Raw genomic sequence first — 22,044 nt, 5'->3', positions numbered from 1 at the left:
CGTCCGCCTGGACGCATAAGCCGGGTCCGATGCGCTGAAGTCCGGGCATGAGGTGGAGGAGCAAAGATGGCTTGTCAATGGCGACAGGTCGCCACTGGCAGCAATTGGTGCCGGCTAGGACCCTGAAACGGCGCACGACCCGGCGGTGGCCGGTCATATCGGGCCTGACGAATATTAGTTCCGGCTTGTGGGATCGCTGAAATTAAAACCACTGCACCGGCGGCTGGCGCCGCCGGCAAGGAAGACCGCCAGTGGTGAGCGGCTATATCAGGTGAGGATCAATGCGTGGTTGGTTGCGCCCTCAGTTTCTCAATCGCATCCTTGAGTGCCAGCTTGCGTCGCTTGAGATTCACGATTTCGAGGTCGTCCACCGACGGGTGGTTCATCGCGTCATCGATTTCGCGTTCGATGTCGCCGTGTTTCCGCTGCAACTCATCAAGATGGGATGCAAGAGACATGATTGGTTCTCCCTTTCATGGTTTCCTCGATTGCAGCCGTCAAAGGCACGTCCACCGCAGGTCGTATCTGTGACGGCACAATGACAGTGTGCCACCATCGGACAGCGATGTCGAATGCTGCGTGGTAGCATTCCACGACAATGTGAAATGTGATAAGGGCTGCAAGCCGGTGGCAGAAATTGCCGCCCCCGCCCAATCAGGCCCAGTTTTGGGCGCCGCAGACGTGCAGACGGTAGAGAATGTCCGATCAGGAACAGGCCGATACTCGCCTCGAATTTTCCCGGCTGAAGCAGGAACACGCCGATTTCGATGCCGCGATCAACGCGATGATCGCCACTAACTGCGACCCGCTGCAGATCCAGCGGATGAAAAAGAAGAAGCTGGCCCTCAAGGACCGGCTGATGAAGCTGGAAGACAGGATCATTCCAGATATCATCGCCTGAGCCCGATCTGGCCCGTCGCCATTCGGGCTCAATACCCTTCCGTCTTGAGCAACTCGATCCGGCTCGCCCGCCGTCATCATCGGCATATTCACGTGCAACGATCATGTCCGCGACCGCCATCAGCAAGGATCTTCCGGCCGTGTGCGAGCCGGATTGAACGCTGGCGGACTGGCAACCCCAAAGGGCACGGAGATCACGCGACTGTGAACAGCCGATTTTAGGCGCGGCGGGAATAAACCGGCCCTGCGACAAGTCTCCTGTACAGGCGCCACTTCCGGCGTTGAGGAGTTCGGCATGCCCTGTCATTGCGAGCACAGCGATCATGGCTGCGGTACAGGCCGTGACCGTGCGCTGGCGAGCAGGATCGGCAGCCTCTTCTCCGTGACGCTTGACACTGGTGACGCGGATGAATTCACTTTCAGCAAGGCAGGCGCCTTTGCCTGCTTCGGGGGACTTTGTCCCCATGGGCAAGGCAAGGTCGCCATCGCCTCGTGAGACGGCACGGCCAATCCTTTCAGGAGTGCCGGATCATGGTGCTATTTTGAACGAAAAGGCTTTGGCAGAGCGCTTCAACGAGGTGGTGCTGCCGCATCTCGGCGACGCGCTGGCGCTGGCCCGCTGGCTGACCGGCAATGCCACCGATGCCGAGGACGTCGTGCAGGACGCCTGCATCAAGGCCCATGCCGGCATGCCAGGCTATGCCGGCGGCAATGCGCGGGCCTGGCTGCTGACCATCGTGCGCAACGCCTCCTACACCTGGATGGCGCGCAACCGGCCGCGCGGCATGATGGCCGTTGGCGATCTCGGCGATCTCGACGACATGGCGGCCGCCCATGGCACCAGCCTGCCGGACGAGGACGGCCCGGAGGCGAGCCTGATCGCCAGGGCCGATACGGCCGCCGTCGAGGCTGCGATCGCTGCCCTGCCGCGCCCGTTTCGCGAAACTCTGGTGCTGCGCGACATCAACGGCCTCAGCTATCGCGAGATAGCGGTCATGCTCGACGTGCCGATGGGCACGGTGATGTCCAGGCTTGCCCGCGCCCGCGGCCTGCTGGCCTCTGAACTGGGGAGAGCGCCATGACCGGCCATGACGACGGACTGCCCAATGACCCCGAAGGTATCGGACTGATGATCCACGCCCTTGTCGATGGCGAACTCGATGCGGCGGCCGCCCTTGCGGTGGAGCGTCGCATCGCCGCCGACCCCCGGCTTGCCGCCGAGCATGCCCGCATCCTTGCCTTGCGCGGCGCGGTCAGCCGCTTGCCGCGCCCGGACGTCGGCGACGCCTTTCTGGCCCGCATCGCGGCAATCGGCGCGCCGGCCACGCAGGCGCGGGACGAGGAGCCGCAGCGGGGCACGCAGTCGGCGCTGCCGGGATTGATCGCGGGTGCCGGCCCGGGCCAGAGACGGGAAGCGGGGACGCGTCCTTCGCAGGTGCGGCCTTCGCCAAGGGCGCGCCGCTTCGGCTCGTTCGACTGGCGCGCCATGGCCGCGTCGATCATGATCAGCGCCGTGCTGGCCAGCGGGGCGACGCAATGGGTGATGCAGAGCGGCGTGGACGATGGCTTTGCCGCGGCCGTCGCCAGCGGCCATCGACGCAGCCTGCTTGCCGCGAGCCCGATCGACATCGTTTCCTCCGACCGCCATACGGTCAAGCCGTGGCTCGACGCCAGGATCGGCGTCTCGCCGCCGGCACCCGATCTCGCACAGGACGGCTTCGCGCTGATCGGCGGCCGGGTCGAGGTGATCTCGGGCCGGCCGGTACCGGCGCTGGTCTACCGCCATCGCGAGCACCTGATCACCCTGGTCGCCGAGCCGCGGCAGGGCGGCAAGGCCACCCAGCCCGATGACGTTTCCTCCGGTGGCTTCTCGATGGTGCACTGGAGCGACGGCGCCTTCTCCTACTGGGCGATTTCGGACATGGAGCGGCCCGAGCTCGACGACTTCGTCGCCCGCTTCCGCAAGGCGGCGGTATGAGCTGGATGCGGCCGCCGGCATCTCGCCGATGGCCTGAAATCCTTGCGGCCCCGCGCGAATTCCGCTAAGGCGCGCCTTTGTCGCCGGGGAGCAAAGGCTTGAACGATCAACGCGCCGACGTCGCCATCATCATGGGCAGTCAATCCGACTGGGCGACCATGCGCCAGGCAGCGGAGACGCTTGAGGCGCTTGGTGTCCCCCACAGACGGTTGATCATTTCGGCGCACCGCACGCCCGACCGGCTCTATGAGTTCGCCAAGGGCGCCAAGGCGGCCGGCTACAAGGTGATCATCGCCGGCGCCGGCGGCGCCGCCCATCTGCCCGGCATGACAGCGGCGATGACGCCGCTGCCGGTGTTCGGCGTGCCGGTGGAATCGAAAGCGCTGTCGGGCCAGGATTCGCTGCTGTCGATCGTCCAGATGCCGGCCGGCATTCCTGTCGGCACGCTCGCCATCGGCAAGGCCGGCGCGGCCAACGCTGCGCTTCTTGCCGCCGCCGTATTGGCGCTCAATGACGACAAGCTGGCCCAGCGGCTCGACGCCTGGCGCGCTTCGCAGACCGCCAAGGTCGCCGCCGAACCGACGGACACGCCGTGAGCCTGCCCACCGGATCGACGATCGGCATCATTGGCGGCGGCCAGCTCGGCCGCATGCTGGCGATGGCGGCCGCCCGCCTCGGCTACCGCACTGTCGTGCTGGAGCCGCAGCAGGATTGCCCGGCCGCCCAGGTGGCCAACCGGCAGATTACGGCCGCCTATGACGATCCGGCAGCACTTGCCGAACTGGCGGCGGCCAGCGCCGTCGTCACCTACGAGTTCGAGAACGTGCCGGTAACCGCCGCAACCGCGCTTGCCGCCAAAGTGCAGGTCTATCCGCCAGCGCGTGCGCTCGACGTGACGCAGGACCGGGTGAGCGAGAAGACATTCCTCAACGGCATCGGCATCGCCACCGCCGATTTCCGACCGGTCGACACGGACGACGAGTTGACAACGGCGCTCAAGGCCTTCAGCGGCAGCGGCATCCTGAAGACGCGGCGCATGGGCTATGACGGCAAGGGCCAGCGCGTCTTCCGCAACATGGAAGCCGGTGGCTTCGCCGGGACCTGCGAGGCGATGGGCAGCGTGCCGCTGATCCTGGAGAGCTTGGTGCCGTTCGAGCGCGAGATTTCCGTCATCGCCGCGCGCGGGATCGATGGTGCGGTCGCTGCTTACGATCCGGCCGAGAATGTGCACCGCGACGGCATTCTGCACACCTCGACCTTGCCGGCCGCTGTCGCGCCCGCGACCGCGCGCGCCGCGAAGGACGCGGCGACGAAAATCCTGTCCGCGCTCGACTATGTCGGCGTCATCGGTGTCGAGTTCTTCGTGCTGGCTGACGGTTCGCTGCTGGCCAACGAGATCGCGCCCCGCGTCCACAATTCCGGCCACTGGACGGAAGCCGCCTGCGTCGTTTCGCAGTTCGAGCAACATATCCGCGCCATTGTCGGCCTGCCGCTCGGCAGCCCCGACCGCCATTCCGACTGCGTGATGGAGAACCTGATCGGCGACGATGTGCTGCGCGTACCGGCCCTGCTCGCCGAGCCCGACCTGATGCTGCATCTCTACGGCAAGGCCGAGTCGCGGCCCGGCCGCAAGATGGGCCATTTCACCCGCATCGGCTCGCGCACTTAATTCGCGAACACCTATTGCACCTCGTCGCTGTCCTCGCCGGGACTGGCGCAACTCACATCGCCTTCCTCGCAATTGGCCGAGGCGGCGAGTTGCTTGATACGATCATTGGTCAACCTGGTCAGGCATTGCGACACCGCCATCGCATGGATGGAACCGCCCTGGCTGGCGGCGGTGGTATGGGCGCATTCGGCGTCGCGGAAGGCGATCCAGGCCCGCTGCGCCGCCTGCAGCAATCTCTTGGCATCGGCGTCATCGGAGCCGATCAGGTCCTGATAGGCCTTGTTGAGCCTCGCGTCGGCGGCCTGATAGTCCTCGCCGGCACAGATGTTCATCATTTGCTGGCTGTCGTCGGAGCGGTCGCATTCCTGCGCGCGTGCAGCCGCCCCTGCCGCCAGGACGGCGAGACCGGCGAACAGGAAAATTCGGCCCATCTTTGTCCCCAAATCAGTTGATGGTCGCGGCATCATCCCAGCCCGCCCATGGCCATGCAATGCCACGGGGCCGACTTGGCGGATATTTGATGATATAGGGGGCGCGGTGCACGCTTGCCGTTGACTTACGGTTGACATGGGCAAGGCTCCTCGTTTATGAGCCACCCACCGTTCAAAAGGCGCGTCTTCTGGCGCGCCTTAAAATTTCGACCCGGAACCGGGTCCACACCGACAGGCAAGACCATGAAGATCAAGAATTCGCTCAAGGCGTTGAAGGCGCGTCACCGCGACAACCAGCTGGTTCGCCGCAAGGGCCGTGTCTACATCATCAACAAGACCGCCCCGCGCTACAAGGCGCGCCAGGGTTGAGTTTTCGGCCGGAGGCCTTTTTCGCCTCCGCCCATTGATGCTTGTCGGCCAGCCGACCTTCTCACGCTAAAATCACTTTGATGTTCCGCCGCCCGGGATTAAACTCGGGCGATGCGGATTCTTTTTGCGTTTTTGACGACTTTCCTCGTTTCCGGCGTCATTTCCCTGCCGACGCGGGCCAGTGACCAGCCGATCGCGGCGGCGGTGCCGGATGGTCAGCCCGCCCCCTCCGATGCCCAGCCCGCGGCGCCGGACGCCCCGGCCCCGCCGATGACCAAACAGGCCCGGCTCGACAAGCTTTTCTCCGACCTGAAGCGCGAACGCAACGAAAAGGCCGCCGAGCGCATTGCCGGCAGCATCTGGACCGAATGGTTCCGGTCCGGCAGCGCCTCGATCGACCTGATGATGCAGTGGTCGCAAAAGGCGATGAACGATCAGAAGTTCGACGTCGCGCTCGATTTCCTGGACCAGGTGGTGACCTTGCAGCCAAGCTACGCCGAAGGCTGGAACCGCCGCGCCACCGTGCATTTCATGATGAAGAACTACGGCAAGTCGATGGCCGACATTGACCGCACGCTGCAACTCGAGCCACGCCATTTCGGCGCGCTGTCGGGCCTGGCCCAGATCATGGCGGAGACCGGTCACAAGCAATCGGCGCTCGAGGCCTGGCAGAAGGTGCTGGCCATCTATCCGATGATGCGCAGCGCCCAGAACCAGGTCGCGACCCTGTCGGAGGAGCTTGCCGGCGAGGGAATTTGAGGCCGTAGGCATTAGTCAGTAGTGAGTAGTGAGTAGTGAGTAGTGAGTAGGGCAGGTATCGAGGGAACCTACTCCCTACAACTTATCTCCCCTCCACCCCGTATATCCCCGCATGAACCTGATCTACGCCGTCCTCGCTTTCCTCGTCGCACTCATCTTGACCCTTGTCGGCGTGACCCGCGTCGGCTCATGGCTGGTCGAGCGCCGCGGTCCGCCGGTCGGCGTGTTCGCCGACATTGGCGGTGTCCGCATCCACTATGTCCACGTTCCCGTGCCCGCCAATGCGGATCTGCCGCCGATCGTCTTCATCCATGGCGCCAGCGCCAATCTGAAGGACCAGATGCTGCCGCTCAGGCCGTTGCTCGAAGGTCGCGCCGAAATGCTGTTCTTCGACCGACCGGGAGCCGGCTGGTCGGGACGCGGTCCCGGCAACAATGAAAATCCATCGGCACAGGCCAACACCATCGCCGCGCTGATGGACCATCTCGGCATCAAGAAGGCCATTATTGTCGGCCATTCCTTCGGCGGCGTGGTGACGGCGGCCTTCGGCCGCGAACATGCCGACAAGACGCTCGGCCTCGTCTTCCTGGCGCCGGCTACCCATCCCTGGCCTGGCGGCGCGACGTCCTGGTACTACGATGTGACCACTCTTCCGGTGATCGGCCGGCTGTTTTCCGAAACGCTGACCTATCCGGCCGGATCGCTGCGGATGGCCGATGCCACGACCTGCGTCTTCTCGCCCAACAAAGTGCCGGACAATTATCTCGCCTCGGCCTCGATCCCGCTGGTGCTGCGGCCATCGGCCTTTCGCGCCAACGCCACCGACGTCGCCCGGCTCTATCGCTATGCGCTTGGCGCGGCACCCCACTACAAGGAGATCACGGCGCCGACCGTGGTCATTTCGGGCGACAGGGACAAGGTCGTCTACGCGCATATCCATTCCGTTGGCCTGGTGCGCGACATAGCGGGCGCCGAGCTTGTCTGGGTTCACAATCTCGGCCACAAGCCGGACTGGATCGCCTCGGATCTCGTCGTCGGGGCCATCGAGAAAGTCGCTGGCAAGGATATCGATCTTGAGGCGATGGCCAGGACGGTCGAGACCCGGATATCGGGCGACGCCTATGGCGTGGGCAAATGCGCCGACATCAAGGAACCTGAAGCGGAGCTTGCGCCGACTTGACGGATGTCATCCAGGAGTCATCCGACGCGTGCGCCCTTCTCGGCAGACGTCGCCAGCCGCTAGTCTAGATGACCAGCAGTGGCGTCTTGCCGGGAACCCGAGCGTAGAGGTCCATGACGTCCTGATTGAACATGCGCACGCAGCCGGATGACGCGGATTTGCCGATCGATTTCCAGTCCGGCGATCCATGGATCCGGTAAAGCGTATCGACCCCGTCCTTGAAGATGTAGAGCGCACGCGACCCGAGCGGGTTGCTGATGCCGGGCTGCATGCCCTGGCGCCATTTTTCCAGCTTCGGATCCCTGCGGATCATCGCCGAAGGCGGCGTCCAGGTCGGCCATTTGCGTTTCCACTGGACGATCGCGCGGCCCTTCCAGGAATAGCCCTGGCGCCCCAGTCCGACGCCGTAGCGCATGGCCTTGCCGCCTTCGAGCACCCAGTAAAGGTGCTTGTCGGTCGTATTGACCACGATCGTGCCGGGTTTTTCGCCTGTCGGATCGTCGACGATCTGCCTCAGGAACCGCCCGTCGACCTTGGCGAACGGGATTGCCGGCAGCGCATGGCCGCCGTCTTCGACCGCACTGTACATGCCCGCATAGTCGGGCGACGCCGGGCTTACGGTTTCAGGCGCGGCGGCGTCGATGGTCGCCTTTTCCGGTTTCGGTTCGAGCGGAACCGGGGCAGGCGTGCTCGCCAAGCTGATCGACTGCCTTGGCAGTTGGGCACAGGCGGAGATGGTCGAAACGCCAATAAGCGAAAGCCCGGTCAGCAGGGACCGGCGTGAAACGGCAAATGACATTCAATATACTTTCAAGCGAAGGAAATTCAGGCGGGTGAGCGGCCGTTAGCGCCGCCTCACCGTGTCTTGTAGAGTGGATCGCGGCAGCCCTGTGTCGAGACAAGGGCGGCGATGATTGTCCAGACTTTTGTTGCACTGTGGCCACAGTGGGCTCTGCGCCAATGCATGTCGCCCAAAGGTGACGTCGGTTCGTGCGGTGTTCCCTCGGAAGGCTTACCGGCCGGCTGTTTCCGACCCCACATAGGCGATGCGCAGCATGTTGGTCGATCCTGGCGTCCTGAGCGGCACACCGGCGGTGATGATGACGCGATCGCCGGGCTTGCCGAATTCTTCTTCGAGCGCAATGCGGCAGGCGCGGTTGACCATGTCGTCGAGATCGGTGGCATCGGGCGAGACGACACAGTGCGTGCCCCACAAAAGTGACAGCCGCCGCGCCGTGTTGAGGATCGGCGACAGCGCGATGATCGGCACTTGCGGCCGCTCGCGCGCGGCGCGCAGGCCTGTCGTGCCTGATGCCGTGTAGGTGATGATCGCCGACAGTTTCAGCGTCTCGGCGATCTCGCGTGCGGCCAGCGAAATTGCGTCGGCGCCCGTTGCTTCCGGCTCGGAACGCTGCGCGTTGATGATGCCGGCATAGGTCGGGTCGGTTTCGACCTTGGCGGCGATGCGGTTCATCATCGCCACGGCTTCGACCGGATAGGCGCCCGCCGCCGATTCCGCGGACAGCATGATGGCGTCCGCGCCCTCGAAGACGGCGATCGAAACGTCGGAGACCTCGGCGCGGGTCGGCACCGCGGCGGTGATCATCGATTCCAGCATCTGCGTGGCGACCACCACCGGCTTGCCGGCGCGGCGCGCGGCGCGCGTGATCTGCTTCTGGATGCCGGGCACGGCTTCGAGCGGCATTTCGACACCGAGATCGCCGCGGGCGACCATCAGCGCGTCGGACAGTTCGATGATCTCGGCCAGCCGGGCCACAGCCTGCGGCTTTTCGATCTTGGCCATGATCAGCGCCCGGCCGCGGGCGATCTTGCGCGCCTCGGCCAGATCCTCCGGCCGCTGCACGAAGGATAGCGCGACCCAGTCGACGCCCGTCGCCAGCACCGCGTCGAGGTCCTTGCGGTCCTTCTCGGTCAGCGCGCCGACCGGCAGGTCGGTGTCGGGCAGGCTGACGCCCTTCTTGTCGGAAATGGTGGTGCCGGCAATGACGGTGCAGACGATCGACTTGCCGTCGCTCTTCACCGCCTTCAGTTCGAGCTTGCCATCGTCGATCAGGAGGCGATGGCCTGTTTCGACCGAGCTCAGGATTTCGGGGTGCGGCAGATAGACCCTGGTCGACGTGCCGGGCTCGGGATTGTCGTCGAGCGTGAACGTCTGGCCCGGCGTCAACACTTCCTTGCCATTGGCGAACTTGCCGACACGCAGCTTCGGGCCTTGCAGGTCGGCCAGGATGCCGATCGGCCGGCCGACCTTTTCCTCGACGGACCGGATACGGCCGACCAGCGTGCGCATCAGCTCATGATCGGTATGGCTCATATTGATGCGGAACACATCCGCACCGGCTTCGAACAGCTTCTGCAGCATCTCCTCGGACGAGGAAGCCGGACCGATTGTGGCTAGGATCTTGACCTTGCGGCTACGTCTCATTGACTATTCGTTCCCGGGGCGGCTGGGGCGCCTCCCGTTGCGGGCTCGTCGGTCAGCTGGACCATCCAGCTTGCCTGCTCGCCCGTGTCATATTCCTGGAATCCGGCGCGCTGGAAGCCCCGGGCGACGCAGTCGTTTACGCCGGCGATCTTGAACTCTTTTTCAGCCACGCACATGTTGATCGGGCCGTCCCAGCGTCCACCGCGCTCGGCGTCTTCTGCATAAAGATAGTAAAACCTTGATGACAGCGGCCCTTCGATCAACGTCTTGCAGCTCGATCCTTCGATGTGCCACCAGCCCTCGGTGATCCAGCCGGCCTTGGCGCGGTAGCCGATGCCGACGCCGACCAGGTTTTGCGTGGCGTTGCAGACGCGGAAATCGGCGCGCGCCGGTGAGGCCGCCACCATCGCGGACAGGCCCACGCCGAGCGTCAGGAGCGGCATGGCAAAGGCAAGGCGCGCGCGCTGCCCGCCGACGGAACCCATCCCAAAACCCCTGAAGAACCACATCAGCATCTCTCTGCGCCCCTTTTCGGAAAAGTCCGGGCGCATGTCAACGCGCCGTTTTGACCAATTCCAATCGATTTAGGAAGGCTCCCGGCGCACGATCCGTCGCCCTTGCCAGATTTCCCGGGAAACCTTGGCCAAACAACGGCATTGCGCACACGTCGTCTTCGTGGAATGACGATAGCATCCTCCCCGAAGGCCAGCGAACGACCATTTCCCGCCAATGACCCGATCCACAGTTTTCGCGCCCTTCGATATTGTCGAGGGCGACCGCAAGCGGGGCGTCGTGCTTCTGGCCGATCATGCCCGCCGCGACCTGCCGGAGGAGTATGGCAGCCTGGGCTTGCCTGCGGCCGAGTTCGATCGCCATATCGCCTATGACATCGGCGTCGAAGCGGTGACGCGCGAACTGGCGGCCCTGCTGGACGCGCCGGCGGTGCTCGCCAATTTCTCGCGGCTGCTGATCGATCCCAACCGGGGCGAGGACGATCCGACCCTCATTCGCCAGCTATACGACGGCACCATCATTCCGGGTAATTATCCCCTGGCGCCGGAGGAGCGCGAAAGGCGGCTCGATCGCTTCTACCGTCCCTATCACGATGCGGTCGGCGCCATGATCGCGTCGGTGGCGCAGGCTTCGGGGCAAGCGCCCTTCATCTTCTCGGTGCATTCCTTCACCCCGGCCATGCAGGGCAGGCAGCGGCCCTGGCATGTCGGCATCCTCTGGGACAGGGACGACCGCGTGGCGCGGCCACTGATCGACATGCTCGCCGCCGATGCCAACCTCGTCGTTGGCGACAACGAGCCCTATGACGGCGCGCTGCGCGGCGACACCATGTTCAAGCATGCCATCGTCGATGGCTATGCCCACGCGCTGATCGAAATCCGCCAGGACCTGATAGCGGACCAGAAGGGCATTCTCGCCTGGGCTGGGCGGCTGGCCCCAATCGTTGACGCGATCGACCGCCGTGCCGATATACATGCGGTAAAGATGTTCGGCTCGCGCACCGGGCCGTTATGACGGAGGTTTCGATGACCCAACTCAGCGACGAGCAGAAGCGCGACTTCGAGGCCGCCGCCTTTCGCCGGCTGGTGAGCCATCTGCGCGAACGCAGCGACGTCCAGAACATCGACCTGATGAACCTGGCCGGCTTCTGCCGCAACTGCCTATCGAACTGGTATCGAGAGGCGGCCAATGCCGAGGGCGTCGATCTCGGCAAGGATCAGTCGCGCGAGGTCGTCTACGGCATGCCTTATACCGAGTGGCAGGCGCTCAACCAGACAGAGGCTTCCGACGCCAAGAAGGCCGAGTTCGAGGCGCGGCGGCCTAGGGATCACTAAGTCCGTTTGGCCCAAATGCTTTCCCACAACAGCGCTTGACTGGAAATTGAATCGATCTAATTTGCCTCGCAAAGCCATTTTCTGACCGGAATCGACCCATGAATGCTTCCAACGCCATGCAGACGGCCATCCGCGGGCGATGGGCGGTGGCGGCCATTTTCCTCGCCAACGGTTTCCTGACCGGCAGCTGGGCGCCGCAGATCCCGGTGTTCCTGACCCGGCTGGATATTTCGAAATTCACCCTCGGCCTGCTGATCCTTCTGTTCGGCGCCGGCGCGGTCACCGCCATGACCTGGTGCGGTCACCTCATCTCCAGACATGGCTCGCGCACCGTGCTGCGCTGGTTCGCCCTGTGCGGCAGCCTCGGCCTGCTGGTCGTGGCGCTGGCGCCCGATGTGCCGCTGGCGGCCGTCGCCATGTTCATCTTCGGCGGCTCGATCGGCGGCATGGATGTCGCCATGAACGCCAATGCCGTGGTGGTGGAACGGCGGCTGGGGCGCGCCATCATGTCGTCCTCGCACGGCTTCTGGAGCCTTGGCGGCTTTGCCGGCGGCGCCCTTGGCGGCTTTGCCATCCAGACCTATGGCCATCTCGCCCATGCCGCGGTGGTGACCGTGCTTGCCTTCGCGGCCATCGCGGCGGCGGTGCCCCATATCGTGGCCGAAAACAGGCCGCAGGTGGCCGAGCATCATAAATTTACGTTGCCGGCAAACCCGTTGGTCTACCTGATCGGCCTGATGGCCCTGCTGACGATGATTTCCGAGGGCGCGGTGCTCGATTGGGCGGCGTTGTATCTGCGGCAGGAACTCGGCGCCGACCTTGCCGTTGCCGGTCTTGCCTATGCGGCCTTCTCCGGCGTCATGGCGATCATGCGCTTCTTTGGCGATGGCGTCCGCAACCGCTTCGGCGCGGTGACGACGCTGCGCGGCTCGGCCATCGTCGCGGCCGCCGGCATGCTGATCGCCGGCCTGTCACCCTCGCCCTGGCTGGCCATCGCGGCCTTCGCGCTTTGCGGGTTCGGCATCGCCAACATGGTGCCCATCATCTTTTCGGCCGGCGGCAACCAGGAAGGCATGTCGTCGGGTACCGGCATGAGCGTCGTCACCACCATGGGATATTCCGGTATTCTGGTGGCGCCGTCGGCGATCGGCTTCGTCGCCGAACATTTCAGCTTCGGCCCGATCTTCATCGCCATGTCGGCTCTGCTGATCGTCGTGCTTCTGATGGCCGGATTGGCTCACCGCGCCGAGTTTGCGGCCGAGCCGGCGCCTGCCGAATAGCGTTTCAAGTCCTCGTGCAGAAAGTCCGCCACGCGGCGGATGCGCACGCTGGTGCGCACGTCGCGATGCATGGCCAGCCATACCGGGAGGGTGGGCAATGGCAGCCCGGGCAAAACCTTCTCCACCAGCGGATCGCGGTCCGCCAGCGGATCCTGGCCAAGACCAATGCCGTTTCCCGCCCGCACCGCTTCCCATAGAACGATCTGGTTGTCGGCCCGGAAACGAAAACTGTTTCGGTTGACCGAGGCGCCATACTGGGAAAAGGCTCGGATCATCTCGTCGCTGCGATCGAAGCCTATCAGGGCGTGATTGACAAGATCGGCCGGCTCCGCCGGGCGGCCGCGCCTGTCGAGATAGGAGGTCGCCGCACAGGCACAGAGCGCGATATCGCACACCTTGCGCGCCACCAGTTCGTTCTGCGCCGGCTTGACCATGCGAATGGCGATGTCGGCATCCCGGCGCAGCAGGTTCTCGACCTGGTTCGAGGCAACGATCTCGACCTCGATGCCGGGTTCCTCGATGCCCAGCCTTGCCATCATGTCGGGCAGCACATAGGCCGCCACCACTTCGCTTGCGGCAATACGCACCGTGCCCTCGATCGCCTCGACCGAGCCCAGCGCGAGCCGTGAAAAGGCACTCGCCTGTTCGCTGACCGCCTTGCCGCGTTCGAACAGCGTGGCTCCCGCTTCCGTCAGCGCATAGCCGCTTCGCCCACGCCGGAAAAGCGTGACGCCGAGCACCTGTTCCAACTCCCCGATGTGACGGCCGAGCGTCGGCTGGCTTGCCGACAGCTTTCGCGCCGCAGCCGACAGGCTGCCGGTTTCCGCCACGGCGACGAAGCTCTTGATCAGGTTCCAGTCGATGTCGTCCATTCAATAATGAATATCAAGACTGCATTCGTAGTCAATTTTAATTCATCGATGAAACGGCGATATTCACCCTGCAGACACCGATAAGGACTGCAACAACCATCCATCCAACCAACCAGGAGAAACTCAAATGACCAAGATCGCACTCACCGCCGCCGCCCTCCTCATCGCCGCCAGCACCGCTTTTGCCGGCAGCGACAAGTTTGGCTCGGACAATGCGAGCCAGCCGGCCGTCGCCAGCACCGACAACACGGTCACCAATTCGATCCGCAAATCCGAGGCGACCAATCAGAAGCCTGTCGTGCAGGGCAGCAACCGCGACCTCTTCGGCAGCCGCTGAACGGCGATGCCGGAGGATCCGGAAAGCGGCGGGCTTGGCCCGTCGCTTCAACTCAACCCCAGCACTTAAAAGCAAACCCCGCACTTCAAGGCAAACCCGCACTTCAAGGCAAACCCCGCACTTCAAGGCAAGCAAGGAGACCAGAAATGACCAAAATCGCAATTCTCGGCGCCAATGGCCGGCTGGGCCGCACAGTCGCCAAGGCCTTCATAGACGCCGGCTACGATGTGCGCGCCGTCACCCGCAACGGCAAGGTACCAGCTGAGCTCAAAGGCGCCACCGCATTTGCCGGCGATGCGCTGGACCGCCAGTCGCTGATCCTCGCCACGCAAGGTGTCGACATCATCTTCAACGGCTTGAACCCGATCTACACCGACTGGGGCAAATGCCTGCCGATGGCCGAAAACGTCATGGCCGCCTGCCATGCCAACGGTGCGCTACACCTCTTCCCCGGCACGGTCTACAATTACGGCTCGCCGATGCCGGTGGTGTTATCGGAAGATACGCCGTTCCATCCGACCACCGAAAAAGGCCGCATTCGCTGTGCCATGGAGGATCTGTTCCGCCGCGAGGCCGAGGCGGGCAGGGTGCGCACCATTCTCCTGCGCGCCGGCGACTTCTTCGGCGGCACCGGCAGCGGATCGTGGTTCGACCTGATCGTCGCCGCCAAGATCAACAAGGGCATCTACACAGCACCCGGTCCCGCTGACCTGGTACATGAATGGGCCTATCTGCCGGACTTCGCCGCCGGCTTCGTCGCGCTTGCCCGCAATCTCGACAAGCTCGGTTTCTATGAGGCGCTGAACTTCCCAAGTCACGCCGTCACCGATCTCGAGATCAAGGCCGCCGCCGAGAAGGCCGTCGGCCATCAGTTGAAGATGACCGCGATGGCTTGGTGGGTGCTGCGCGTCGGCAGCCCGTTCGTGGCGATGTGGCGCGAGATCGTCTCGATGTCCTACCTGCGTTTCGAGCCGCATCGGCTGGCCTCGACGCGTCTGGAAAGCATCATCGGCGAGATTCCCCACACGCCTCTCGACCAGGCGGTGAACAAAGCCTTGCAGGATATTGGTATCGCCGTCGCACCCTCCCGGCGCCAAGCCGCCTGATCACTGAACTTGCTGGCGTGAGAACGGCCGGGCTCGGTAAAGGCCCGGCCCTGAATCGTTGCCGATCAGATCCTTCCCATCACCAGCAGGATCAGCACCACGACCAGGATGACGCCGACAATGCCCGAAGGGCCGTAGCCCCAGGAGCGCGAATGCGGCCATGCCGGCACAGCGCCGATCAGGATCAGGATCAGGATGATAACGAGAAGTGTGCTGATCGTCATTTTAAGCCCTCGCCGTCTGGTTGCATTGGAGGGAACAATGCAAAAGGCCGCCCGGTTGTTCCCGGACGGCCTTTGTTGCTTGGCTTGCGAAACGCTCTATTCCGCGGCCTTCGGGAAGCTGACTGCCGGCTCGGCGCCGACATCCGCCAGAGGCTCATGGGACGAGATCTCGCCCTTGCCGCGCCGAAACAGCCGGCTGAACCAGCCGCGTTTGGCGCCCGGCTTGACCTTGGCGCGGGTGAACACCATCAGCATCGACGGGGTCACAACCAGCGTCAGAATGGTGGCGAAGGACAGGCCGAAGACGATCGCCGAAGACAGCGAAATCCACCATTGCGTCGACGGCGCGTTGATCGTCGTCTCGTGATGGAAGATTTCCAGGCCAAGGCCGAAGGCGATCGGCAGCACACCAAGAATGGCCGACACTGCGGTCAGCACGACAGGGCGCGCGCGCTCGCGGCAGGTCTGCAGCACCGCCTCCATCTTGTCCCAGCCTTCCTCGCGCAGCCGGTCATAGGTGTCGATGAGCACGATGTTGTTGTTGACCACCACGCCGGCGAGCGCGATGACGCCGATGCCCGACATGACGATGCCGAACGTCTCGCCTGTTATCAGCAGTCCGAGGAACACGCCGATCGTCGCCATGACGACGCAGGACAGCACCAGCCAGACGCTGGTGAACTTGTTGAACTGCGCGAGCAGCACCAGGAAGATCAGGAAGATCGCCGCGCCGAAGGCCTTGCTGAGGAAGGCGCTGGCTTCCGCGCTGTCCTCGTTCGAGCCGGCCAGCTTCCAGCGTATGCCGCTGCCCAGATTCATGTCGGTGACGGCCTGGGTGACCTCCTGCTGTACGACGGCGACTTGGCTGCCGGCCGTGACGTTGGCCTGCACCACCACGGTGCGGGCGCCGTCGATGCGGTTGAGGATGCCGACCGTCGGCTCGGGCTTGCGCACGACGAAGTTCGAGATCGGAACCGACCCTTGCGAGGTCTGCACCCTGAGCTCGTCCAGCGTCGACAGCGTGCGTCGGTCTTCCGGCAGACGCAGGCGGATGTCGACGGCGTCGTCCGCGCCGGCGGGCCGGTATTCGGAGAGCTTCAGCCCGTTCGTCACCAGCTGCACCACGGTGCCGACCGAAGTCGGGCTGATGCCGTATTGGGCGGCCTTGGCGCGGTCGACCTCGAGCGCCCAGTCGACGCCAGGCGGCGGCAGCCCATCGGAGATATCGATGACGCCAGGCACCTTGGCGATACGCGCCGCCACGGCACGCGCCTTGTCGTCGAGGCCGGCGGGATCGACGGCCGAAAGCCTGATCTGGATCGGCTTGCCGGTCGGCGGGCCGGCTTCCGGCACGCGCACCTCGACGTCGACGCCGGGAATGCCGGCCATGACACCGCGCAGATCGCTCAGGATCTGGTTGGCGGATTTGCGTTCGCGCCAATCGATGAATTCGTACTGGATGACGCCGACCACGTCCTCGGGCACATCCTGGCCGCCGCCCTGCGTCTTGCCGACTCGGGTGTAGACCGATTTCACGCCGGGCCAGCCGAGCAATCTGTTTTCGGCGATCTTGGTCGCCGTATCCATTTCGGCCAGCGAAAGGTTGCCGCGGGCATGCACGTAGAGCAGGCCGTAATCCGGTTCGACACTCGGGAAGAACTCGACGCCCGCGCCATATTTCGAATAGCCAACGAAGATGCCCGCCAGCAGGACGACGGTCAGCACCAGGACCGTGATGGGAAAGCGCACCGCTTGCTTGACGACGGCCATGTACCAGCCATCGCGGTTGTCGTCTTCGTGATGGTCCGGCGCCTTGGCGAAGATGGCGCCCAGGGTCGGCGCGAACACCAGCGCATAGAGCATCGAGGCCGACAGCGTCACGATCAGCGTGATCGGCATGTATTTCATGAAATCGCCGATGATGCCGGGCCAGAACAAGAGCGGCGAGAAGGCGGCGATACGCGTCATCGTCGCGGCGATGACAGGGCCGGCCATGCGCTTGGCGGCCAGCGCGAAGGCCTCCTGCTTCGGCATGCCCTCGCTCATGCGTCGTTCGGCGAACTCGGTGACGATGATGGCGTCGTCGACCAGCATGCCGACCGCCAGGATGAGGCTGAACAGCACGATCATGTTGATCGTGTAGCCCATCATCGCAAGCAGCAGGATACCGATCAGGAAGGACGACGGAATGGCCAGCCCAATCAGCAGCGAGGCACGGCCGGAGAGCGCGTAGAGGATGACGATGAACACCAGGATTACGGCGATCATCACGTGGTTCTGCAGGTCGCCGAGCAGCTGGTTGACGAAGACAGACTTGTCCTGCGTGTAGGTGACGTGCATGCCTTCGGGCATGGTCTTGACGAAGGCGTCGGACACTTCCCTGACCTTGGTCAGCGTGTCGATCAGATTGGCGCCGATGCGCTTCTTGACCTCGATGGCGATGGCCGGCTTGCCGTTGAGGCGCGTGATCGTCGTGGCGTCGGCGAAGGTCGAGCGGATGGTCGCGATGTCCTTGGCCTGAACCACCGCATTGGGCCCGGCGACCACGGGAAGTGCAGCGACATCCTCGGGCGTCTCGATCAAGGACGGCACCTTGACGGCATATTTGCCCTGCGAGCCCTCGATGTTGCCGGCCGCGACCAGGCTGTTGGAGGCGCCGACCGCGCCGATCAGCTGGTCGAGTTGCAGGCCGTAGGAAGACAGTTTCATCGGATCGATGACGACTTCGACGAGATCGTCGCGCGAGCCCTGCAACGAGCCTTCGAGAACGCCGGGCACTTCCTCGATGCGATCGCGCAGTTCACGCGCCGCTGCCGTCAAGACGCGCTCGGGCAATTCGCCCGATAGCGTGACGACGAGCACCGGGAATTCCGAGATGTTGACCTCGGTGACGACAGGCTCCTCGGCCGCCTGCGGCAGGTCGGCCTTGCCGTCCTGCACCTTGGAGCGCGTATCCTGCAGTGCTGCCGCCAGGTTCGTCTGCGGCTGGAACTCGACCAGGACGTAGCCGCCGCCCTGGAACGCGGCCGAGCGCATCTCCTTGAGGCCCTTCAGGCTCTTCAGCTTGCTTTCCATCGGCCGCAGCAGAAGGCGCTCGGAATCTTCAGGCGAAATGCCTTGATAGATCAGGCTGACATACATCATCGGAATCGGAACGTCCGGTTCCGCTTCCTTCGGCGTCGACTGATAGGCTATCCAGCCGGCGATCAGCAGGAAAACCAGGACCGAGATGGTCAGGCGGGCATTGTTGATTGCGAGTCTGACGATATCCATGACTTATGCCTGCTGTTGGCTTCGGGAGTGGCGAACGGACATGCTGTCGCCGGGCAAGCCCGGGGCCGGCGCCCTGCGCTACTGCGTCCCGGCAGTGGCTTCACCGATCAGCTTGTTGATGGTCGCCTGGTCGGCCTCGACCGGGTTGACCTCGTCGCCTTCCTTCACCAGTTCCTGGCCGGCGACGATGATGCGCGCATCGGCCGGGATGCCGCCAAGCACGAGACCGGTCGGCGTGTCGTCGACCAGGTCGATCGGGAAGAACGCCACCTTGTTGTCCTTGCCGACGGAGCGGATGCCGAGATCCCCCTTGTCGCCCAGCGTCACCACCGAGCGCGGCAAAAGCACCGCGTCGGTCGGCAAGGCGCTGAGCTGGATTTCCGCCGTCATACCGGCCGGCACCGAGCCATCGGCATTTGGGATGGCGATCTCGACGCGGAAGGTGCGGGTCGCCGACGAAGCGTCGCGGCTGATATAGCGCACGGTGCCTTCGACGGTCTGGCCGCTGACCAGCCGGACGTTGGCCTTGTCGCCGATCTTTAGATAGCCGAGGTCGCGCTCGCTGATCTCGCCGCGCGCGATCACCGGGTCGAGCTTGAGGATGGTAGCCACCTCGCCGCCCTGCATGACGGAGCTGCCGAGTTCCACCGGCACCCGGTCGATGACGCCGTCGAACGGCGCCTTCACTTCGTTGCGGTCGAGCTCGGCCTGCGCGGTATCCAGCTGCGATTGCGCCAGGGTCAGATTGGAGCGAGCGGTGTCGAGCTGCAGCTTGGGCAAATTACCGGTCCTCATCAGCCGCAGCGAGGCGTCCAGTTCGGCCTGCCGCTGCGCGACGAGTTGCTTGGCATTGTCGCGCATCGAGATCTTTTCTTCCGCCGCCAGCATCAGCACCAGGTCGCCGGTCTTGACGTGATCGCCTTGCTTGACCGGCAGCTTTTCGATGATGCCGGCGACGCGGGTTGCCAGCACCGCGCGCTTGTCGGCCTCGGTCAGCCCCGAAATGCGGATGGCGCGCGCATAGGTCTTGCGCGGCGGTGTCACCACCGCGACGGTGCGCAACGGGGCCTTGGGTTCGGCTTCCGCCGTCTTCGGCTTGCTCGCGTCCGGCGCCTTGCCCTGCTCGACCTCGGCTGCCTTGGCCTTGTTGGCCGCTACGCTGCCGACCGACGAGAACTCGCCTGTCGCCATCCAGGCCGCGAAACCGATGAGCACAACAATGGCTGCAAGCTTGTGAAACCTGATTTTAGGCATCGTCGTTTTTCCGTTGCGGGTTCGGCCAGCACCGCGCCTTGCGTAGCGCGGGCGCGTCGCCGATATGGGTGCGCGCCTGACTGTGTTCAAATTGCCGTGATCGGCGAGCGCGCTTCTACATCAAAGTTGCACCGCAATATAGTCCGAAAGTTGCAGCAGCATTGCGTAGCCGGACAAGGTGTGACCGCGATGAAACGGTTCTCGTGACTTGCCCTGTTACTCTGCCGATGCCTGCCCCCGGTTGCCGATCCGCCCTTGAAACGCCGACCACGGGCGGCCGGTCCGGCCGGCCATGGGTCCGTCCGCAGGTCCCGAAATACGGCCGCCATGCAAATCGCGTCTCTGATTGGAAGCGCCGGTATGAAGCCAACGATCCTTATCCGTTCGGTTGGCAAGGGTCGATTGCCGTAGCGCGGCCAAATAACTGAAATTGCTTTAGAAATGGCTTCACAGTTCCTTCAGGTCGCGTCCGCCGACCGCCGTCCGCCGAAGTCCAGACAGATGCTGAAGACGCCAATGCGTCGGCGCTACGGAGCCCGGATCGGTGTATCTTGACATGCGCGAGATCGGCCCCGAAGCGACGACAGCGCTTGTATCTCGCCCCATTGCCGATTCGTTGTCGACCGTTGCGCCCTTTGTTCGCGACCCGCCTCGGACCCGCGCCGCTCAATCCCTCGGTGGCAGCAGGCGTCAGCATGATGTGCGCTCGCACGCACGCCAGGGTTGCTGTCAGGCCAACAAGCTTTCTCCTCCGCGGCCCTTGCAATGCGTGCAGGCAAACGATGCCGACGGGCTCAGGCCCGACGGCGCTCTGCCTCCGGGTTCTTGCGCACGGCGAGGAATTCCTTCACCCGGCGGCCGGGTGCGGGACCACGCACCGGCTTGAAACCGTCATCGAGTTCGCCGGAAAGATCCAGCGTAGCGCGCTTGCCGACGGCGTCGTAATTCTCTTCAAGCCAGTCGCTGGCTGCGGTGCGGCCGAGGTCGCGCAGATAGGTCAGGAACGCCCATTCTGCGTTGACCTTCGAGGATGCCGACAGATCCTTGAACGCCTCGTCGGCATCAATGCGATGCATGCGGATGTCGCGGTATTCGCCATGCGGCAGGCGGCCGGCGGCGATCAGTTCCTTGACGAAGGCGATCGAGCGGAACTCGCGCAGCAACCCGGCATTGAAGGTGATCTCGTCGATGCGGTTCTGGATCTCGTTGGCGCTTCTTGGTGTCCCCTCGCGCACCACCGGATTGATCTGCACCAGGAGCACGTCCTCGGTCGCCGCCGTCTTGAAGAACGGATAGAGCGCCGGATTGCCGCCATAGCCGCCATCCCAGTAGGGCACGCCCTTGATCTCGACGGCGCGGAACAGTTGCGGCAGGCAGGCCGACGCCATCACTGTGTCGAGGTCGATCTCGCCATCGGAAAAGACCCGCAACTGCCCCGTCTCGACATTGGTGGCGGAAATAAACAATTCCATCGACTTGCAGGCGCGGACATTCTTGAAATCGATCTCTTGGGCGACCACGTCGCGCAGCGGATTGAGGCCGAGCGGGTTGGCGACATAGGGCGAGAACACCCGCGACATGGTGTCGAAGAAGACATAGCCCGGCGTGTTCTCGATCGACCAGTTGCCCCAGGCAATGTCCCAGGGCATGCGTTGCACCGGGCTGAACCGGCCCTTGGCCGCCACCGCGTGCCAGAAATCGTCGAGCTTTTTCCGCGCGCCCTCGACCCCGCCGCGCACGAAACCATCGGCCAATGCGACCGCGTTCATGGCGCCGGCGCTTGTGCCGGAAACGGCCGATATATCCAGCCTGCCGTCCTCGAGCAGCCGGTCGAGCACGCCCCAGGAGAAAGCGCCGTGCGAGCCGCCGCCCTGGAGCGCGATGTTGATCTTCTTCTTTTCCTCCGCCTTGCCGTTCTTCGTCATGGCGTTCCTGTCATCCCGATGCGGCGGCCTGCCCTTACGTCATTGAAAGGAATCAGCTATCGCCGGCTTATGTTGCAGTGCACCATATAAGGACGAACCTAGGCAAGAACAGGAACACGGTCGCGTGATCACATGAAATTTCGGTCATGAGAAAAAGTCCTCCGCCGTGCAAGACGGAGAGGCGGGAGCTTCCA

24 protein-coding genes are annotated in these 22,044 nt (G+C 64.1%); 14 read left to right on the top strand and 10 right to left on the bottom strand.

The window, feature by feature from the left end:
* Positions 1–278: 278 nt before the first annotated feature.
* Complete coding sequence (locus LB569_RS28275) at positions 279–458, bottom strand: YdcH family protein (protein ID WP_127278461.1); 180 nt, start codon at positions 456–458, stop codon at positions 279–281.
* A gap of 239 nt (positions 459–697) precedes the next feature.
* Between LB569_RS28275 and LB569_RS28270 the strand changes: the two genes are divergently transcribed.
* From LB569_RS28270 to LB569_RS28245, 6 genes are all read left to right on the top strand, one after another.
* Positions 698–901, top strand: a complete 204-nt coding sequence (locus tag LB569_RS28270) for a YdcH family protein (protein WP_140707933.1) — start codon at positions 698–700, stop codon at positions 899–901.
* A 294-nt stretch (positions 902–1,195) separates the two neighbouring features.
* Positions 1,196–1,396, top strand: a complete 201-nt coding sequence (locus tag LB569_RS28265; protein WP_224694932.1) for a hypothetical protein — start codon at positions 1,196–1,198, stop codon at positions 1,394–1,396.
* A gap of 46 nt (positions 1,397–1,442) precedes the next feature.
* Complete coding sequence (locus LB569_RS28260) at positions 1,443–1,982, top strand: sigma-70 family RNA polymerase sigma factor (RefSeq protein ID WP_224694931.1); 540 nt, start codon at positions 1,443–1,445, stop codon at positions 1,980–1,982.
* Positions 1,979–2,878 carry an anti-sigma factor family protein gene (locus LB569_RS28255; RefSeq protein WP_224694930.1) on the top strand — a complete coding sequence of 300 codons (900 nt, stop codon included), beginning with the start codon at positions 1,979–1,981 and terminating at the stop codon, positions 2,876–2,878. The genes LB569_RS28260 and LB569_RS28255 overlap by 4 nt, the downstream gene beginning before the upstream one ends.
* 98 nt (positions 2,879–2,976) lie before the next feature.
* Positions 2,977–3,474, top strand: a complete 498-nt coding sequence (gene purE / locus LB569_RS28250; RefSeq protein WP_140707925.1) for a 5-(carboxyamino)imidazole ribonucleotide mutase — start codon at positions 2,977–2,979, stop codon at positions 3,472–3,474.
* The gene (locus tag LB569_RS28245) at positions 3,471–4,547 is read left to right on the top strand and encodes a 5-(carboxyamino)imidazole ribonucleotide synthase (protein ID WP_224694929.1); all 1,077 of its coding nucleotides are present in this window, start codon (positions 3,471–3,473) and stop codon (positions 4,545–4,547) included. Before purE ends, LB569_RS28245 begins: the two co-directional genes overlap by 4 nt.
* 11 nt (positions 4,548–4,558) lie before the next feature.
* On the opposite strand, the gene LB569_RS28240 is transcribed toward LB569_RS28245, so the two are convergent.
* Positions 4,559–4,978, bottom strand: a complete 420-nt coding sequence (locus tag LB569_RS28240) for a lysozyme inhibitor LprI family protein (protein WP_224694928.1) — start codon at positions 4,976–4,978, stop codon at positions 4,559–4,561.
* Positions 4,979–5,221: 243 nt separating this feature from the next.
* Between LB569_RS28240 and ykgO the strand changes: the two genes are divergently transcribed.
* The 3 genes from ykgO to LB569_RS28225 all read left to right on the top strand — a co-directional run bounded on the left by ykgO (position 5,222) and on the right by LB569_RS28225 (position 7,286).
* Complete coding sequence (ykgO, locus tag LB569_RS28235; RefSeq protein ID WP_006327841.1) at positions 5,222–5,347, top strand: type B 50S ribosomal protein L36; 126 nt, start codon at positions 5,222–5,224, stop codon at positions 5,345–5,347.
* 111 nt (positions 5,348–5,458) lie between these two features.
* On the top strand, positions 5,459–6,106 hold the full coding sequence (locus tag LB569_RS28230) for a tetratricopeptide repeat protein (RefSeq protein ID WP_224537629.1): 648 nt from the start codon (positions 5,459–5,461) through the stop codon (positions 6,104–6,106).
* A 112-nt stretch (positions 6,107–6,218) separates the two neighbouring features.
* Positions 6,219–7,286, top strand: a complete 1,068-nt coding sequence (locus tag LB569_RS28225) for an alpha/beta fold hydrolase (RefSeq protein WP_224694927.1) — start codon at positions 6,219–6,221, stop codon at positions 7,284–7,286.
* Between the two features lie 64 nt (positions 7,287–7,350).
* Here LB569_RS28225 and LB569_RS28220 read toward each other — a convergent pair whose 3' ends face one another.
* The 3 genes from LB569_RS28220 to LB569_RS28210 all read right to left on the bottom strand — a co-directional run bounded on the left by LB569_RS28220 (position 7,351) and on the right by LB569_RS28210 (position 10,175).
* On the bottom strand, positions 7,351–8,085 hold the full coding sequence (locus LB569_RS28220; RefSeq protein ID WP_224694926.1) for a L,D-transpeptidase: 735 nt from the start codon (positions 8,083–8,085) through the stop codon (positions 7,351–7,353).
* Between the two features lie 213 nt (positions 8,086–8,298).
* Positions 8,299–9,732, bottom strand: a complete 1,434-nt coding sequence (pyk, locus tag LB569_RS28215; RefSeq protein WP_224537623.1) for a pyruvate kinase — start codon at positions 9,730–9,732, stop codon at positions 8,299–8,301.
* On the bottom strand, positions 9,729–10,175 hold the full coding sequence (locus LB569_RS28210; RefSeq protein ID WP_411970260.1) for a DUF1036 domain-containing protein: 447 nt from the start codon (positions 10,173–10,175) through the stop codon (positions 9,729–9,731). The genes pyk and LB569_RS28210 overlap by 4 nt, the downstream gene beginning before the upstream one ends.
* Positions 10,176–10,461: 286 nt before the next feature.
* Between LB569_RS28210 and LB569_RS28205 the strand changes: the two genes are divergently transcribed.
* The 3 genes from LB569_RS28205 (at position 10,462) to LB569_RS28195 (ending at position 12,859) form a co-directional block, all read left to right on the top strand.
* A complete protein-coding gene (locus LB569_RS28205) occupies positions 10,462–11,259 on the top strand; it encodes an N-formylglutamate amidohydrolase (protein ID WP_224694925.1) in 798 nt (265 codons plus the stop codon).
* 11 nt (positions 11,260–11,270) lie between these two features.
* Positions 11,271–11,579: a DUF1244 domain-containing protein gene (locus tag LB569_RS28200; protein WP_224694924.1), complete on the top strand. Its 309-nt coding sequence runs from the start codon at positions 11,271–11,273 to the stop codon at positions 11,577–11,579.
* A gap of 98 nt (positions 11,580–11,677) precedes the next feature.
* Entirely contained in the window at positions 11,678–12,859 is a 1,182-nt protein-coding gene (locus LB569_RS28195) for an MFS transporter (RefSeq protein ID WP_224537616.1), read from the top strand.
* On the opposite strand, the gene LB569_RS28190 is transcribed toward LB569_RS28195, so the two are convergent.
* Positions 12,817–13,731: a LysR family transcriptional regulator gene (locus LB569_RS28190; protein ID WP_224694923.1), complete on the bottom strand. Its 915-nt coding sequence runs from the start codon at positions 13,729–13,731 to the stop codon at positions 12,817–12,819. The two genes, LB569_RS28195 and LB569_RS28190, sit on opposite strands and share 43 nt — an antisense overlap.
* Before the next feature lie 127 nt (positions 13,732–13,858).
* On the opposite strand from LB569_RS28190, the gene LB569_RS28185 reads away from it, so the two are divergent.
* Both LB569_RS28185 and LB569_RS28180 read left to right on the top strand, forming a co-directional pair.
* Entirely contained in the window at positions 13,859–14,068 is a 210-nt protein-coding gene (locus LB569_RS28185) for a DUF680 domain-containing protein (protein WP_140702289.1), read from the top strand.
* Between the two features lie 146 nt (positions 14,069–14,214).
* Positions 14,215–15,174 (top strand): SDR family oxidoreductase, encoded by a 960-nt coding sequence (locus LB569_RS28180; protein ID WP_224537611.1) that lies wholly within the window; start codon positions 14,215–14,217, stop codon positions 15,172–15,174.
* A 65-nt stretch (positions 15,175–15,239) separates the two neighbouring features.
* Here LB569_RS28180 and LB569_RS28175 read toward each other — a convergent pair whose 3' ends face one another.
* From LB569_RS28175 to LB569_RS28160, 4 genes are all read right to left on the bottom strand, one after another.
* Positions 15,240–15,398 carry a DUF3309 family protein gene (locus tag LB569_RS28175; RefSeq protein ID WP_140702293.1) on the bottom strand — a complete coding sequence of 53 codons (159 nt, stop codon included), beginning with the start codon at positions 15,396–15,398 and terminating at the stop codon, positions 15,240–15,242.
* A gap of 96 nt (positions 15,399–15,494) precedes the next feature.
* On the bottom strand, positions 15,495–18,671 hold the full coding sequence (locus LB569_RS28170; RefSeq protein WP_224694922.1) for an efflux RND transporter permease subunit: 3,177 nt from the start codon (positions 18,669–18,671) through the stop codon (positions 15,495–15,497).
* A 78-nt stretch (positions 18,672–18,749) separates the two neighbouring features.
* A complete protein-coding gene (locus tag LB569_RS28165) occupies positions 18,750–19,925 on the bottom strand; it encodes an efflux RND transporter periplasmic adaptor subunit (protein WP_140702296.1) in 1,176 nt (391 codons plus the stop codon).
* Positions 19,926–20,719: 794 nt separating this feature from the next.
* Complete coding sequence (locus LB569_RS28160; protein WP_224694921.1) at positions 20,720–21,850, bottom strand: patatin-like phospholipase family protein; 1,131 nt, start codon at positions 21,848–21,850, stop codon at positions 20,720–20,722.
* Positions 21,851–22,044: the final 194 nt, after the last annotated feature.

Source organism: Mesorhizobium sp. BH1-1-4 (genome assembly GCF_020165665.1).
Taxonomy (GTDB): domain Bacteria; phylum Pseudomonadota; class Alphaproteobacteria; order Rhizobiales; family Rhizobiaceae; genus Mesorhizobium.
This window is presented reverse-complemented; position numbering and strand designations above follow the sequence as displayed.

What these genes read in the sequence shown, in the direction of transcription:
- LB569_RS28275 (WP_127278461.1), bottom strand. Translation starts at nt 458, where the DNA reads ATGTCTCTTGCATCCCATCTTGATGAGTTGCAGCGGAAACACGGCGAC.
- LB569_RS28270 (WP_140707933.1), top strand. Translation starts at nt 698, where the DNA reads ATGTCCGATCAGGAACAGGCCGATACTCGCCTCGAATTTTCCCGGCTG.
- LB569_RS28265 (WP_224694932.1), top strand. Translation starts at nt 1,196, where the DNA reads ATGCCCTGTCATTGCGAGCACAGCGATCATGGCTGCGGTACAGGCCGT.
- LB569_RS28255 (WP_224694930.1), top strand. Translation starts at nt 1,979, where the DNA reads ATGACCGGCCATGACGACGGACTGCCCAATGACCCCGAAGGTATCGGA.
- LB569_RS28240 (WP_224694928.1), bottom strand. Translation starts at nt 4,978, where the DNA reads ATGGGCCGAATTTTCCTGTTCGCCGGTCTCGCCGTCCTGGCGGCAGGG.
- ykgO (WP_006327841.1), top strand. Translation starts at nt 5,222, where the DNA reads ATGAAGATCAAGAATTCGCTCAAGGCGTTGAAGGCGCGTCACCGCGAC.
- LB569_RS28230 (WP_224537629.1), top strand. Translation starts at nt 5,459, where the DNA reads ATGCGGATTCTTTTTGCGTTTTTGACGACTTTCCTCGTTTCCGGCGTC.
- LB569_RS28225 (WP_224694927.1), top strand. Translation starts at nt 6,219, where the DNA reads ATGAACCTGATCTACGCCGTCCTCGCTTTCCTCGTCGCACTCATCTTG.
- LB569_RS28220 (WP_224694926.1), bottom strand. Translation starts at nt 8,085, where the DNA reads ATGTCATTTGCCGTTTCACGCCGGTCCCTGCTGACCGGGCTTTCGCTT.
- pyk (WP_224537623.1), bottom strand. Translation starts at nt 9,732, where the DNA reads ATGAGACGTAGCCGCAAGGTCAAGATCCTAGCCACAATCGGTCCGGCT.
- LB569_RS28210 (WP_411970260.1), bottom strand. Translation starts at nt 10,175, where the DNA reads ATGCCGCTCCTGACGCTCGGCGTGGGCCTGTCCGCGATGGTGGCGGCC.
- LB569_RS28205 (WP_224694925.1), top strand. Translation starts at nt 10,462, where the DNA reads ATGACCCGATCCACAGTTTTCGCGCCCTTCGATATTGTCGAGGGCGAC.
- LB569_RS28200 (WP_224694924.1), top strand. Translation starts at nt 11,271, where the DNA reads ATGACCCAACTCAGCGACGAGCAGAAGCGCGACTTCGAGGCCGCCGCC.
- LB569_RS28195 (WP_224537616.1), top strand. Translation starts at nt 11,678, where the DNA reads ATGAATGCTTCCAACGCCATGCAGACGGCCATCCGCGGGCGATGGGCG.
- LB569_RS28190 (WP_224694923.1), bottom strand. Translation starts at nt 13,731, where the DNA reads ATGGACGACATCGACTGGAACCTGATCAAGAGCTTCGTCGCCGTGGCG.
- LB569_RS28185 (WP_140702289.1), top strand. Translation starts at nt 13,859, where the DNA reads ATGACCAAGATCGCACTCACCGCCGCCGCCCTCCTCATCGCCGCCAGC.
- LB569_RS28180 (WP_224537611.1), top strand. Translation starts at nt 14,215, where the DNA reads ATGACCAAAATCGCAATTCTCGGCGCCAATGGCCGGCTGGGCCGCACA.
- LB569_RS28175 (WP_140702293.1), bottom strand. Translation starts at nt 15,398, where the DNA reads ATGACGATCAGCACACTTCTCGTTATCATCCTGATCCTGATCCTGATC.
- LB569_RS28170 (WP_224694922.1), bottom strand. Translation starts at nt 18,671, where the DNA reads ATGGATATCGTCAGACTCGCAATCAACAATGCCCGCCTGACCATCTCG.
- LB569_RS28165 (WP_140702296.1), bottom strand. Translation starts at nt 19,925, where the DNA reads ATGCCTAAAATCAGGTTTCACAAGCTTGCAGCCATTGTTGTGCTCATC.
- LB569_RS28160 (WP_224694921.1), bottom strand. Translation starts at nt 21,850, where the DNA reads ATGACGAAGAACGGCAAGGCGGAGGAAAAGAAGAAGATCAACATCGCG.